The sequence below is a fragment of the Stenotrophomonas sp. GD04024 genome, from assembly GCF_029837545.1.
Lineage (GTDB): Bacteria > Pseudomonadota > Gammaproteobacteria > Xanthomonadales > Xanthomonadaceae > Stenotrophomonas > Stenotrophomonas forensis.
On record NZ_JAOEDV010000057.1, the window covers coordinates 1 to 14,198 of the forward strand.

General features: G+C 66.2%; 12 protein-coding genes. 6 read left to right on the forward strand and 6 right to left on the reverse strand.

The features are described 5' to 3' along the window. Window positions 1–16: 16 nt before the first annotated feature. Entirely contained in the window at window positions 17–1,390 is a 1,374-nt protein-coding gene (hslU, locus tag N7590_RS16030) for an ATP-dependent protease ATPase subunit HslU (RefSeq protein WP_164241423.1), read from the forward strand. A 62-nt stretch (window positions 1,391–1,452) separates the two neighbouring features. Here the strand turns inward: hslU and N7590_RS16035 are convergent, their stop codons facing one another. Together N7590_RS16035 and smeT are read right to left on the reverse strand one after the other, a co-directional pair. Further along, on the reverse strand, window positions 1,453–2,439 hold the full coding sequence (locus tag N7590_RS16035) for a Gfo/Idh/MocA family oxidoreductase (RefSeq protein ID WP_164241424.1): 987 nt from the start codon (window positions 2,437–2,439) through the stop codon (window positions 1,453–1,455). A 61-nt stretch (window positions 2,440–2,500) separates the two neighbouring features. Beyond that, the gene (gene smeT, locus N7590_RS16040; RefSeq protein WP_279935726.1) at window positions 2,501–3,160 is read right to left on the reverse strand and encodes an efflux transporter SmeDEF transcriptional repressor SmeT; all 660 of its coding nucleotides are present in this window, start codon (window positions 3,158–3,160) and stop codon (window positions 2,501–2,503) included. A gap of 210 nt (window positions 3,161–3,370) precedes the next feature. Here smeT and smeD point away from each other — a divergent pair, with 210 nt between their 5' ends. From smeD to smeF, 3 genes are all read left to right on the forward strand, one after another. Further along, entirely contained in the window at window positions 3,371–4,555 is a 1,185-nt protein-coding gene (smeD, locus tag N7590_RS16045; protein ID WP_164241426.1) for a multidrug efflux RND transporter periplasmic adaptor subunit SmeD, read from the forward strand. A 12-nt stretch (window positions 4,556–4,567) separates the two neighbouring features. Next, window positions 4,568–7,690: a multidrug efflux RND transporter permease subunit SmeE gene (gene smeE / locus N7590_RS16050; RefSeq protein WP_164241427.1), complete on the forward strand. Its 3,123-nt coding sequence runs from the start codon at window positions 4,568–4,570 to the stop codon at window positions 7,688–7,690. A 105-nt stretch (window positions 7,691–7,795) separates the two neighbouring features. Beyond that, complete coding sequence (gene smeF, locus N7590_RS16055; RefSeq protein ID WP_164241428.1) at window positions 7,796–9,181, forward strand: multidrug efflux RND transporter outer membrane subunit SmeF; 1,386 nt, start codon at window positions 7,796–7,798, stop codon at window positions 9,179–9,181. Window positions 9,182–9,263: 82 nt separating this feature from the next. Here the strand turns inward: smeF and N7590_RS16060 are convergent, their stop codons facing one another. The 4 genes from N7590_RS16060 to N7590_RS16075 all read right to left on the reverse strand — a co-directional run bounded on the left by N7590_RS16060 (window position 9,264) and on the right by N7590_RS16075 (window position 11,062). Continuing rightward, a complete protein-coding gene (locus tag N7590_RS16060; protein WP_164241429.1) occupies window positions 9,264–9,686 on the reverse strand; it encodes a low affinity iron permease family protein in 423 nt (140 codons plus the stop codon). A 62-nt stretch (window positions 9,687–9,748) separates the two neighbouring features. Then, complete coding sequence (locus N7590_RS16065) at window positions 9,749–10,075, reverse strand: hypothetical protein (protein ID WP_008266057.1); 327 nt, start codon at window positions 10,073–10,075, stop codon at window positions 9,749–9,751. 74 nt (window positions 10,076–10,149) lie between these two features. Next, window positions 10,150–10,410 carry a hypothetical protein gene (locus tag N7590_RS16070; RefSeq protein WP_053450832.1) on the reverse strand — a complete coding sequence of 87 codons (261 nt, stop codon included), beginning with the start codon at window positions 10,408–10,410 and terminating at the stop codon, window positions 10,150–10,152. Window positions 10,411–10,609: 199 nt separating this feature from the next. Further along, window positions 10,610–11,062 carry a nucleoside deaminase gene (locus tag N7590_RS16075; RefSeq protein WP_005411083.1) on the reverse strand — a complete coding sequence of 151 codons (453 nt, stop codon included), beginning with the start codon at window positions 11,060–11,062 and terminating at the stop codon, window positions 10,610–10,612. Window positions 11,063–11,142: 80 nt separating this feature from the next. Here N7590_RS16075 and ubiE point away from each other — a divergent pair, with 80 nt between their 5' ends. Together ubiE and N7590_RS16085 are read left to right on the forward strand one after the other, a co-directional pair. Continuing rightward, a complete protein-coding gene (gene ubiE / locus N7590_RS16080; RefSeq protein ID WP_006471026.1) occupies window positions 11,143–11,904 on the forward strand; it encodes a bifunctional demethylmenaquinone methyltransferase/2-methoxy-6-polyprenyl-1,4-benzoquinol methylase UbiE in 762 nt (253 codons plus the stop codon). Window positions 11,905–12,175: 271 nt separating this feature from the next. Further along, window positions 12,176–14,104 (forward strand): M1 family metallopeptidase, encoded by a 1,929-nt coding sequence (locus tag N7590_RS16085; protein ID WP_279935727.1) that lies wholly within the window; start codon window positions 12,176–12,178, stop codon window positions 14,102–14,104. Window positions 14,105–14,198: the final 94 nt, after the last annotated feature.

Consider the following 14,198-nt stretch of genomic DNA (forward strand, 5'->3'; position numbering starts at 1 on the left):
ATCCGTGAGCACATCCATGTCGAAGATCGAAGTTTCCTCCGCCACCATGACCCCGCGCGAGATCGTGCAGGAACTGGACCGGCACATCGTCGGCCAGCACGACGCCAAGCGCGCGGTGGCCATCGCCCTGCGCAACCGCTGGCGCCGCATGCAGCTGGTGCCCGAGCTGCGCAATGAAGTGATGCCGAAGAACATCCTGATGATCGGCCCGACCGGCGTCGGCAAGACCGAGATCGCGCGCCGCCTGGCCACGCTGGCCAACGCGCCGTTCGTCAAGGTCGAAGCGACCCGCTTCACCGAAGTGGGCTACGTCGGCAAGGACGTCGAGCAGATCATCCGTGACCTGGCCGATACCGCAGTGAAGCTGTACCGCGAACAGGCCAAGGTGCGCGTGCGTACGCAGGCCGAAGAACGCGCCGAAGACCGCATCCTCGATGCGCTGTTGCCGCGCCGCAGTGGCGGCATCGGTTTCGATCCGGAAGTGGCCCGCAACGAACCGTCGGCGCAGGACAACGAGACCCGCATCAAGTTCCGCAAGATGCTGCGCAATGGCGAACTGGACGAACGCGAGATCGAACTCGACCTGGCCGCCAATGTCAGCATGGACATCATGACCCCGCCGGGCATGGAGGAAATGGGCCAGCAGCTGAAGTCGATGTTCGCCAACCTCGGTGGCGGTGCCAAGGCGCACAAGCGCACGCTGACCATCAAGGCCGCGCGCCCGCTGCTGATCGAGGAAGAAGCCGGCAAGCTGGTCAATGAGGACGATATCCGCACCGCGGCGATCGAAGCCTGCGAACAGCACGGCATCGTCTTCATCGACGAGATCGACAAGGTCGCCAAGCGTGGCGATAACGTGGGCGGCGGCGATGTGTCGCGCGAAGGCGTGCAGCGTGACCTGCTGCCGCTGGTGGAAGGCTCCAACGTGTCCACCAAGTACGGCACGATCAAGACCGACCACATCCTGTTCATCGCGTCGGGCGCGTTCCACCTGGCCAAGCCCAGCGATCTGATTCCGGAGCTGCAGGGCCGATTCCCGATCCGCGTGGAGCTGGGCGCGCTGAGCAAGAACGATTTCGTGTGCATCCTGACCGAGCCGAAGGCCGCGCTGACCAAGCAGTACGAAGCGCTGCTGGCCACCGAGGGCGTCAAGGTCAGCTTCACCGCCGATGCCATCGAGCGCCTGGCCGAGATCGCCTTCCAGGTGAACGAACGGCAGGAAAACATCGGCGCTCGTCGCCTGCATACCGTGCTGGAGCGCCTGCTGGATTCGCTCAGCTACGAGGCACCGGATCGCGACGGCGAGACGCTGGCCATCGACAGTGCCTACGTCGATGCGCATCTGGGCGAGCTGGTGCAGGACCCGGACCTGAGCCGCTACATCCTGTAATGCACAAGGCCGCCGAAAGGCGGCCTTTTTTTGCGCGAAGGGCATCCACGCATGACGTGGATTCACTGTCTGGCGCGGTAGGCCCGCAGTACCTGGTCGATCACCGCGTTGGTGCGGGCGGCGCTGAGGCCGGTCGAGGGCGAGCGTCCGTGGCCGCGTAGTTCGTCGACGAGATGGGCGATCAACGGCTGCTGGATCGAAGGCGGGTTCGGGATCTCGAACGCCTGCATGCCCGCGTCGGTTTCCAGCAGCACCGGGGCGTCCTCGAAGGTGGCAAAACGCAGCTGCCCACGGTCGCCGGTGATTTCGATCTCATCCTGGCGCCGGAACGCACAGAAGCTCCACTGCGCGATGCCGTGCGCACCGGTTCCGGTGCGGAAGCACATCGAGACGCTGTCCTCGGCGGCATACGCGCCTGCCTGCGAACTGGCAAGGCCGCTGACATTGCCCAGCGGGCCCAGCAGATGGTCGAGCAGGTCCAGGGTGTGCGAGCCGAGATCGACGAACAGGCCGCCGCCGGAGATGGCAGGGTTGGTCCGCCAGAAGTCCGGCGATGTGGCATGCGCCGAGTGTGGCCGGTGCAGGGTCGCGCGCACGCTGCGTGGCATACCGATCGCGCCGCTGTCGAGCAACTGCTTGACCTTCTCGAAGCGGGGCAGGGCGCGTCGGTAATAGGCAACGAACACCGGTACGCCACTGCGTGCGCTGGCCTCCAGAATGCGCACGCACTCGCCATGGTCCATGGCCATGGGCTTTTCGATATAGACCGGCTTGCCCGCCGCAATGGCCTGCAACGCGTACTGCATGTGGGTGGAGGGCGGCGTGGCGACGTAGATCGCGTTCACCTCCGGATCGGCGATGAGCGCATCGGTATCGGCATACCAGCGGGGAATCGCATGGCGCCGTGCGTAGTCCTCGGCCAGTGCCGCATTGCGGCGCATCACGGCAGCCACCCGTGAACCGGGCGTGCCGGCCAGCGCAGGGCCACTCTTCTTTTCGGTGACGCTGCCGCAACCGATGAAGCCCCATACCACGTTGTCCAGGATCATCGCTGCGGTTCCGGGGAGAAGCAGGGAGGGTGCAGGGCCGCGGCGGCAGGCGCAACCCGGTTCACGCCTCCGGCAACGGCTCGGGCACCGTCCCGGGCACGAATACGCCGTCCTTCACGTAGGCGGCCAGGGTCATGTCCAGCGCGAGCATGCCGTCGCGCTTGAGATCCATCAGTTCCGGTTCGACCATCGCCCCATGCAGCACGCCCAGCACCGTGGCGTGCAGCATGCGCGCGGCGATCTTCGGGTCGGCGCCGTCGCGCAGCTGGCCCAGGTCCCTGGCGCGACGCAACGCCCGTTCCATGCGATCCAGCGCATCGCGGAAACCGGCCTGCTGCATTTCGGTCAGCACCCTGGTGTCGGCCGAGGCATCGCTGCGCAGCATGATCTCCATGGTCTTGCGCAGGCGCTCGTCCTCGGACAGCTCGATGAACGAGTGGATCATCACCGCGCGCAGGTCTTCCACCGGTGTATCGCGCTGGTCGGTGGAGGTGCGTTCCAGTTCCTGCATGAAGGGCAGGTGCACGCGCTCGACGATCGCGGTCAGCGCCTCGCTCTTGTTCTTGAAGTGCCAGTACACCGCGCCCCGGGTATAGCCAGCGCGGGCGCCGATCATCTCCAGCGTGGTACGGGCCACGCCGTGTTCATGGAAGCAGGCTTCGGCGGCGTCAAGGATGCCTTCCCGGGTTGCCTGGGTGTCCTCTTTGGTCTTGCGGGCCATGGGTGTGGGTACGAGTGCGGGTGAAACGTGGCTGAATTGTACCGGTTTACAAACAAACACGCATGTATGTATATTTCGCACCCATCATTCCCGCCGTGTGCGTGGCAGGCCCGTTCTGGCTACCACTCACCGCCGGCATGCGTTGTCTGCTGGCGCTTTTGGCCCGTATCAGCGTTTTTTGAGATTCCTTCCCCTAAGAGCCTTTCCGTCATGTTGCTGAGCCGAATCCGACCCTTCGCGCTGTCGCTGGCCATCGCCGCGACCGTGGCTGCCTGTGGCGGCCAACCCCAGGCCCCCGAACAGGGCCCGGGTGACGTCACCGTGGTCACGCTGAAGTCCGAGACCGTGGGCCTGACCCGCGAACTGCCTGGCCGTACCAATGCCTTCCTGGTGGCCGAAGTGCGCCCGCAGGTCAACGGCATCGTTGCCAAGCGCCTGTTCACCGAGGGCGGCATGGTCAAGGCCGGCGAACCGCTGTACCAGATCGAGGACGCCAGCTACCGCGCCCAGGCCAACAGTGCCCGCGCTCAGCTGGCCCGCGCCGAAGCCACTGCCAACGCCGCCCGCCTGAGCGCCAAGCGCATCACCGAGCTGGCCAAGGTCGACGCGGTCAGCCAGCAGGACCTGGAAAACGCCGTGGCCGCGCAGAAGCAAGCCGAGGCCGACGTCGGTGCCGCCAAGGCCTCGCTGGACGCGGCCAACGTCACCCTCGGCTACGCCCGCATCACCGCGCCGATCAGCGGCCGCATCGGCAAGTCCAGCGTCACCCAGGGTGCGCTGGTCAGCGCCGGCCAGGCCAATGCGCTGGCCACCGTGCAGCAGCTGGACCCGATCTACGTCGATCTGACCCAGTCATCGGCCGAGCTGCTGCAGCTGCGTCGCGAACTGGCCGCCGGCCGCCTGCAGGACAACCAGACGCTGCCGGTCAGCATCCTGATGGAAGACGGCAGCACTTTCGAGCACAAGGGCACGCTGGAGTTCTCCGAAGTCAGCGTCGATCCGGCCACCGGCAGCTTCGGCCTGCGCGTGAAGGTGGACAACCCCGACGGCCTGCTGATGCCGGGCATGTACGTGCGTGCGGTGATCGGCGGCGGCGTGCGCAGCGATGCGGTGCTGGTACCGATGCAGGGCATCGCCCGTGATCCGAAGGGCGACACCACGGCGATGGTGGTCGACAAGGACAACAAGGTCGAAGTGCGCCCGGTCAAGGTCAGCCGCACGGTCGGCGACAAGTGGCTGGTCGATGACGGCCTGAAGGCCGGAGACAAGGTCATTGTCGAAGGCCTGCAGAAGATCGGCCCCGGCATGCCGGTCAAGGCCACCGAAAAGGGCGCTGCACCGGCCAAGCCGGCGGCAGCCGCCCAGCCTGCCGCCCCGGCCGGCGACGCGAAGTAAGCGGAGAACCCCATGGCACGCTTTTTCATCGATCGACCCATCTTCGCGTGGGTGATCGCCATCATCATCATGCTCGCCGGCGGCCTGGCCCTGTTCAAGCTGCCGGTCTCGATGTACCCCAACGTCGCACCGCCGGCGGTGGAAATCAGCGCCACCTATCCGGGTGCATCGGCCAAGGTGGTCGAGGACTCGGTGACGCAGATCATCGAGCAGAACATGAAGGGCCTTGATGGCCTGATCTACTTCTCCTCCAACAGCTCGTCCAACGGCCAGGCCACCATCACCCTGACCTTCGAGAGCGGCACCAACCCGGACATCGCCCAGGTGCAGGTGCAGAACAAGCTGCAGCTGGCCATGCCGCTGCTGCCGCAGGAAGTGCAGCGGCAGGGCATCAACGTGGCCAAGTCCAGCTCGGGCTTCCTGAACGTCATCGCGTTCGTGTCCGAGAACGGCAGCATGGACGCCAACGACATCGCCGACTACGTCGGTTCCAACGTCGTCGACCGTCTGAGCCGCGTGCCGGGCGTGGGCAACATCCAGGTGTTCGGTGGCAAGTACGCCATGCGCATCTGGCTGGATCCGAACAAGCTGCACACCTACGGCCTGTCGGTCGCGGAAGTGACGGCAGCGGTGAAGGCGCAGAACGCCCAGGTGGCCATCGGCCAGCTTGGCGGTGCGCCGTCGGTCAAGGGCCAGCAGCTCAACGCCACCATCAACGCGCAGTCGCGCCTGCAGACCCCGGAGCAGTTCCGCAACATCATCGTGCGCGGTGCGCAGGACGGTGCCGAACTGCGCCTGGGTGATGTCGCACGCGTCGAACTGGGTGCCGAGTCCTACGACTTCGTCACCCGCTACAACGGCCAGCCGGCCAGCGGCCTGGCGGTCACCCTGGCCACCGGCGCCAACGCGCTGGACACCGCGGCCGGCGTGGATGCCGCGCTGCAGGACATGAAGAGCTTCTTCCCGGCCGGCCTGAAGGCCGAGATCCCGTACGACACCACCCCGTTCGTGCGCGTGTCGATCAAGGGTGTGGTGCAGACCCTGATCGAAGCGATCGTGCTGGTGTTCGTGGTGATGTACCTGTTCCTGCAGAACTTCCGCGCCACCCTGATCCCGACCATCGCCGTGCCGGTGGTGCTGCTGGGTACCTTCGGCGTGCTGGCGATGCTGGGCTTCTCGGTGAACATGTTGACCATGTTCGCGATGGTGCTGGCGATCGGCCTGCTGGTGGACGATGCCATCGTGGTGGTGGAGAACGTCGAGCGCATCATGTCCGAGGAAGGACTGTCGCCGCTCGAAGCGACCCGCAAGTCGATGGGCCAGATCACCGGCGCGCTGGTGGGTATCGGCCTGGTGCTGTCGGCGGTGTTCGTGCCGATGGCCTTCATGAGCGGCTCCACCGGCGTTATCTATCGCCAGTTCTCTGCCACGATCGTCTCGGCGATGGCGTTGTCGGTGCTGGTCGCGATCGTGCTGACCCCGGCGCTGTGCGCGACCATGCTCAAGCCGCTGAAGAAGGGTGAGCACCACGTCGCGCACAAGGGCTGGTCCGGTCGCTTCTTCAACGGTTTCAACCGTGGTTTCGACCGCACCAGCGAAAGCTACCAGCGTGGCGTGCGCGGCATCATCCACCGTCCGTGGCGTTTCATGGGCATCGTGGCGGCGCTGTTCGTGCTGATGGGCGTGCTGTTCGTGCGCCTGCCCAGTTCGTTCCTGCCCAACGAGGACCAGGGCGTGCTGATGGCGCTGGTGCAGGCACCGGTCGGTGCCACCCAGGAGCGCACGCTGGAATCGATCACGGCACTGGAAAACCACTTCCTGCAGAACGAGAAGGATGCGGTGGAATCGGTGTTCTCGGTGCAGGGCTTCAGCTTCGCCGGCATGGGACAGAACGCGGGCATGGCCTTCGTCAAGCTGAAGGACTGGAGCGAGCGTGACGCCGACAACGGCGTGATGCCGATCACCGGGCGCGCGATGGCGGCACTGGGCCAGATCAAGGATGCCTTCATCTTCGCCTTCCCGCCGCCGGCCATTCCGGAACTGGGTACCGCCTCGGGCTACACCTTCTTCCTGAAGGACAACAGTGGCCAGGGCCACGAGGCCCTGGTGGCCGCGCGCAACCAGCTGCTGGGCCTTGCCGCAGGCAGCAAGAAGCTGGCCAACGTGCGCCCGAACGGCCAGGAAGACACGCCGCAGTTCCGCATCGACATCGATGCGGCCAAGGCGACCTCGCTGGGGCTGTCGATCGACCAGATCAACGGCACCCTGGCCGCCGCGTGGGGCAGTTCGTACATCGATGACTTCGTCGATCGCGGCCGCGTCAAGCGCGTGTTCGTGCAGGCCGACCAGCCGTTCCGCATGGTGCCGGAGGACTTCGACCTCTGGTCGGTGAAGAACGACAAGGGCGAGATGGTGCCGTTCAGCGCGTTCGCCAGCAAGCACTGGGACTACGGTTCGCCGCGCCTGGAGCGCTACAACGGTGTGTCGGCGATGGAAATCCAGGGCGAACCGGCCCCAGGCGTCGCCTCCGGTGATGCCATGGCCGAGATCGAACAGCTGGCCAAGCAGCTGCCGGCGGGCTTCGGCATCGAATGGACGGCGATGTCCTACCAGGAACGCCAGGCTGGCTCGCAGACGCCGCTGCTGTACACGCTGTCGCTGATGATCGTGTTCCTGTGCCTGGCCGCGATGTATGAAAGCTGGAGCGTGCCGACCGCCGTGCTGCTGGCCGCCCCGCTGGGCATCCTCGGCGCGGTGCTGGCCAACACCTTCAAGGGCCTGGAACGCGACATCTACTTCCAGGTGGCGATGTTGACCACGGTGGGCCTGACCAGCAAGAACGCGATCCTGATCGTCGAGTTCGCCAAGGAAAACCTGGAGAAGGGCGCCAGCCTGATCGAGTCGATCATGCATGCCGTGCGCGACCGCCTGCGCCCGATCGTGATGACCTCGCTGGCTTTCGGCATGGGCGTGGTACCGCTGGCGATCTCCACCGGTGCCGGCTCCGGCGCCAAGCAGGCGATCGGCACCGGCGTGCTCGGCGGCATGATCGTCGGCACCGTGCTCGGCGTGTTCTTCGTGCCGCTGTTCTTCGTCGTGGTGCAGCGCGTGTTCAAGCGCAAATCCACGACGTAATCGAAACGGTAGTGCCGGTCCCAGGCCGGCGTTATCGAAACGGTAGTGCCGGCCGCTGGCCGGCATCACCTCCTGCCTTCCGGCAGTACCGATGGAAGTCATCCCATGAAAAGTGCATCCCTGTTCCTTTCCATTGCCGCCGCGCTTGCGCTGGCCGGCTGCTCCACCCTGGTGCCGAAGAACACCGCCGTCGCGCCGGCCATTCCGGCGCAGTGGCCGGCCGAGGCCACGCAGGGCCAAGTGGCCGATGTTGCCGCCGTCGGCTGGCGCGACTTCTTCACCGACGCGCGACTGCAGCAGGTGATCGACCAGTCGCTGCAGAACAACCGCGACCTGCGCGTGGCCGTGCTCAACGTGGAACGCGCACGCGGCCAGTACCGCGTGCAGCGCGCCGACCGCGTACCCGGCGTGGCCGTCACCGGCCAGATGCAGCGCCAGGGCACCGACGCCGGCGTCACCGAGCAGTTCACCGCGGGCGTGGGCGTGGCCGAGTTCGAGCTCGACCTGTTCGGCCGCGTGCGCAACCTCAGCGAGGCGGCGCTGCAGCAGTACTTCGCTGTGGCGGCCAATCGCCGCAATGCGCAGCTGAGCCTGGTGGCCGAGACCGCCACGGCGTGGCTGACCTATGGTGCCGACGCACAGCGGCTGAAGATCGCCGATGCCACGCTGAAGTCCTACGAGGATTCGCTGCGCCTGGCCGAAGCCCGCCATGAGCGCGGCGGCAGTTCGGCACTGGAACTGACCCAGACCCGTACGCTGGTGGAAACCGCGCGCACCGATGCTGCACGCCTGCGTGGGCAGCTGGCCCAGGACCGCAACGCGCTGGCACTGCTGGCCGGTGGCCAGTTGGATCCGTCGCTGCTGCCGGACAACATCGAGCCGCAGCTGCTGGCGCTGGCACCGCCGCCGGCCGGCCTGCCCAGCGACGTGCTGCTGCAGCGCCCGGACATCATGGCCGCCGAACACCAGCTGCTGGCCGCCAACGCCAACATCGGCGCGGCGCGCGCGGCGTTCTTCCCGAGCATCTCGCTGACCGGCAGCATTGGCAGTGGTTCGAGCGAACTGTCCAACCTGTTCGACAGCGGCACCCGCGTGTGGAGCTTCCTGCCGAAGATCACCCTGCCGATCTTCCAGGGCGGCAAGCTGCGCGCCAACCTGGCCATTGCCAACGCCGACCGCGATATCGCGCTGGCGCAGTACGAGAAATCGATCCAGGTCGGCTTCCGCGAAACCGCCGACGCGCTTGCGCTGAATGTCAGCCTGGATGAGCAGGTGAGTGCACAGCAGCGCCTGGTGGATGCGGCCGAACAGGCCAACCGCCTGTCACAGGCGCGCTACGACGCCGGCCTGGACAGCTTCGTCACCCTGCTCGATGCACGGCGTACCGCCTACAACGCGCAGCAGACGCAGCTGCAGGCGCAGCTGGCCCAGCAGGCCAACCGCATCACGTTGTACAAGGTGCTGGGCGGCGGCTGGCACGAGCGCAGCTGAGAGAAGCCGGCCAGCGGCCGGCTCTACCTGGATGATCGGTGGGAGTGCCGGCCGCTGGCCGGCATTGTCATTCCAGGGGCTGCTACACCGCCTCATCGTCGCGGCGGGTGGCATGGCAGGCGCGCACCCGTGCCAGCGCGTCGCCGGCTTCGCGCGCCATGCGCTCGTACTCGCGGCGGATCTCTTCCAGCCGCTCTTCGTCCAGCTCTTCCAGGTCGAGCAGCTCGTTGTTGGCCTCGGCCGTCGCGCGGATCAGCTCGTCGAGCTTGATCTGCATCGCCGCGGTGTCCGAGTTCTGCGTGTGCTGGATCAGGAACACCATCAGGAAGGTGATGATGGTGGTACCGGTGTTGATCACCAGCTGCCAGGTGTCGTTGAAACCGAACAGCGGGCCACTGATGCCCCAGATCACCACGATCGCGACCGCAGCCAGGAAGGTCCACGGCGAACCGGTGGCGGCCGCGGCCTTCTTGGCGATCGTATTGAACAGGTTTCCTGCTTTCATCGTCGTCGTCCCACTCAGGTGACGAGGATGATCGGCAGTGCCTTGTGCAGGGGCCGTGCAGCTCAGGCGCGCAGGCGCGGAGCGTCCTGCAGGCGCACCCGGCTGGTCTGGTAGACGTGCTGCCAGCAGCGGTCGACGAACTCGCGGGCCTGGGCTTCACTCAGGCGCGGCATGATCTGCAGGGCGTACTGGGTCTGGAACATCTCGTCGCGCTGCGCATTGCTGGCGCGCGGCTGGGTGATCAGCGAATCGCAGGCGAACTTGATCCACGGTACGTACGAGCCGAACGAATTGTGCGGCAGGGCGCCGTCGGCATGCTGGCGACGCCAGTGGTCAAGCTCGGCGTCTACGTTGATGACCGGGGGAATGGTGGGAACTTCAGCGTGCATGTCGATCCAATCGGTTGAAGTGGATGGGAGTGGGGGTTCATCGCAGTGTGGCCTGAGCGGCAGTGGATGCCGCGTCAGGGAGATGTGCAGCCAGCGTTGCGATTGCCGATCAGTTGCGCATGCTCGACCGCGCCCATTTCTTCGGCCATGTCGGCCATTGCGTTGCACAGGCGCTCGTGGTCGAGCGGACGGCCTTGTACCAGTTCCAGCTGCAGGCCCTGGTAGGCCGTCCAGAACAGGGCGCCACGCTGATGCAGCGCGAACTGCTGCTGCAGGCGCGTGCGGATGGCGGCGAGGATCGGGTCGGGCGTGGGGCGTACGGCGTGCGCGCACATGGCTGGCTCCGCCGGGGGAAGTAGGTCCCGGTAGCCCCACCCTAGGCGGTCTGCGCGGGTGGGGTGTTACCGCAGCGTGTGCAGGCAGTCCAGCTGACTGTGCACGGGTTCACAGCAATCGCCGCAAACGCTGCCGGCACTAGGGCGTGCCAGGACTGAAGCGTTCATTAAGCAGGTTCAACCGTACGCTGCGCCGTGCTCATTCGCCGATGTCTTCGTTCCAGATCTCCGGATGCTGCGCAATGAAGCCGCCGAGCAGATCGACGCATTCCTGGCTGTCGAGATCGATCACGTTGACGCCGTTTTCGCGCAGCCAGTCGATGCCGCCCTGGAAGGTACGCGATTCGCCCACCACCACCGTGCCGATGTTGAACTGGCGCACCAGCCCCGAGCAGTACCAGCACGGGGCCAGGGTGGTGACCATGATGGTGTCCTGGTAGCGACGCTGGCGGCCGGCCTTGCGGAACGCGTCGGTCTCGCCGTGCACGGAAGGGTCGCCTTCCTGCACGCGTCGGTTGTGGCCACAGCCGAGCAGGCGGCCATCGTTGTGGTACAGCGCCGCGCCGATCGGCACGCCGCCCTCGGCCAGGCCCTGTCGGGCTTCGGCGATGGCGGTCTGCAGCAGGGCCTGGTAGTCGGGCGTGGTGATCATGCGGGGCTCCGGTAAGTCGTGGCCCGCCATGATACGGGCAGGGGGTGCCGCTGGCTCCCGGCGGTGCGATAATCGGGGCCATGAGCGAATCCCCCTACAAAGCCGGTACCACCCATTTCGGGTTCCGCGACGTCGCCGCCAAGGACAAGCAGAAGCTGGTCGGCCAGGTGTTCACCTCGGTCGCGCGCAACTACGACCTGATGAACGACCTGATGAGCCTGGGCGTGCACCGGGCGTGGAAGCGCTACTACGTGGCGACCGCGCAGGTGAAGCCGGGCGACCGCGTGCTCGACCTGGCCGGTGGCACCGGCGACATCGCCGCCCTGCTGAAGGAGCGCGTGGGCGCCGAAGGCTCGGTGGTGCTGGGCGACATCAACGCCGGCATGCTGTCGGTCGGCCGTGACCGCCTGACCAACCGCGGCCTGGTGCTCGGCCTGGACTACGTGCAGTGCAACGCCGAGGCCCTGCCGTTCCCGGACAACAGCTTCGATCTGGTCACCATCGCCTTCGGCCTGCGCAACGTGACGGACAAGGACGCCGGCCTGCGCGAGATGTACCGCGTGCTGAAAGTGGGCGGCCAGGCCCGCGTGCTGGAGTTCTCCGAAGTCACCGCCGACTGGTTCAAGCCGATCTACGACTTCCATTCGTTCCGGATCCTGCCCAAGCTGGGCAAGCTGTTTGCCAACGATTCGGACAGCTACCAGTACCTGGCCGAGAGCATCCGCAAGCACCCGCCGCAGGACGAACTGAAGGCGATGATGGGGCAGGCCGGTTTCGAGCGCTGCCACTACAAGAACCTGACCGGCGGCATCGTCTCGATCCATTCCGGCTACAAGCTGTAAGTCGTGCCTTGGTAGGTGCCAACCTTGGTTGGCACGCCCCGGCCGCGGTCATCCGCTCTGGTGGGTGCCGACCTTGGTCGGCACGGGCCTGCCGCGAGCGATGAAAGATCCGTGCCAACCAAGGTTGGCACCCACCTGTAGATGCCAACCTTGGTTGGCATGCGCCGGAGGCGCAGGATCAGCCCCGCCCACCATTACCCCGCACCGCGCAACGCCTGCGCGACCGGAGGGAGGTACCATTGGGGTTTGATCCCCGTAACGGTCCCGATTCATGCGTAATCCGCTGATGCTCCTTCCGCTGGCCGTGGCCCTGGCCGCCGGCTGCTCCCAGGAGGCGGCCGCGCCCGCCGCCGCCCCGACTGCCGCAAAGGCCCCCGCCGCCCCCGTGAACGCCGAGAACCGCAGCCACGACGAAAGCTCGTACGCCGAGCCGGACAAGGTCGTCATCAAGGACATCGCGCTGGATCTGAAGCTGGACTTCGACCAGAAGCAGATCGGCGGCACCGCCACCTACACCCTGGAATGGAAGCAGAAGGACGCCAAGCAGCTGGTGCTCGACACCCGCGAGCTGACCGTGTCCAAGGTCGAGGCGGTCGCCGCCGATGGCGCGCGCAGCCCGCTGAAGTTCGAGCTGGCCGCCGCTGACAAGGTGTTCGGCAGCAAGCTGACCATCGAAGCCCCGGAGCAGCCGGCCAAGGTGGAAGTGAGCTACCACACCGCACCGACCGCCTCGGGCCTGCAGTGGCTGGCGCCGTCGATGACCGAGGGCAAGAAGCTGCCCTTCATGTTCAGCCAGTCGCAGGCCATCCACGCCCGTTCCTGGGTGCCGCTGCAGGACACCCCGAGCGTGCGCTTCACCTACAGCGCGCACGTGGTCTCGCGCCCGGACGTGATGGTGCTGATGAGCGCCGACAACGATCCGAAGGCCGCGCGTGACGGTGACTACACCTTCAAGATGCCGCAGCCGATTCCGTCGTACCTGTTGGCCATCGCCGCCGGCGACCTGGTGTTCGAGCCGATCTCCGGCCGCTCCGGCGTCTGGGCCGAGCCGACCATGGTCAACAAGGCCGCCAAGGAATTCGAAGACACCGAGAAGATGATCGGTGCCGCCGAGAAGCTGTACGGCGAATACCGCTGGGGCCGCTACGACATGCTGGTGCTGCCGCCGTCGTTCCCGTTCGGTGGCATGGAAAACCCGCGCCTGACCTTCGCCACCCCGACCGTGATCGTCGGCGACAAGTCGCTGGTGTCGCTGGTCGCCCACGAACTGGCGCACAGCTGGTCGGGCAATCTGGTGACCAACGCCAGCTGGAAGGACATCTGGCTCAATGAGGGCTTCACCACCTACGTCCAGGGCCGCATCACCGAAGCCCTGTACGGTAAGGAGATGGCCGAGATGGAGAAGCAGATCGACCAGACCGACCTGCTGGCCGAAGTGAAGGACATGAGCCCGGCCGACCAGGCGCTGGCGCTGCCGCCGCTGAACGAGCGTGACCCCGATGAAGCCCTCAGCCAGGTCGCCTACGTCAAGGGTTCGTGGTTCCTGGAGTTCCTGGAACAGCGCTTCGGCCGCGAGACCTTTGATCCGTTCCTGCGTGGCTGGTTCGATGACCACGCCTTCCAGAGCGCGAACACCGACCAGTTCGTCGAGTACCTGAAGAAGAACCTGCTGCCGAAGAACCCGTCGGCGGTGACCGAGGCCGAACTGAAGGCCTGGCTGGACGAACCGGGCATCCCGGCGTTCGCAGCCAAGGCGCAGTCGCGCAACTTCAGCAGCGTCGATACCGCGCGCATCGCCTTCGCCAGCGCCGGCACCGTGCCGAGCAGCCAGGTCATCGCCGACTGGAGCACGCAGGAATGGGTGCGCTTCATCGACGGCCTGGGCGCCACCCAGCCGCTGGACAAGCTGGCCACGCTGGACAAGGCGTTCCACTTCACCGGTACCCCGAATGGCGAGATCGCCATGCGCTGGTACCCGCTGGCGATCCGCAGCGGTTACGAGCAGGCCAACGAAGGGGCCGCTGCGTTCATCGAGCGCGTCGGCCGTCGCAAGCTGATCATGCCGATCTACGCTGAACTGGTGAAGACCCCGAAGGGGCTGGAGCTGGCCAAGCAGGCCTTCGAAAAGGCCAAGCCGGGCTACCACCCGATCACCACCGCCTCGGTGCAGGACATGCTGGCCAAGGCCGAAGCCAAGTAAGCAGAAAGCGCCGGGCACCCCCCGGCGCTTTTTTGTAGAGTCGAGCCATGCTCGACTGGCTCTTCAACAGCAGTCGAGCATGGCTCGACTCTAC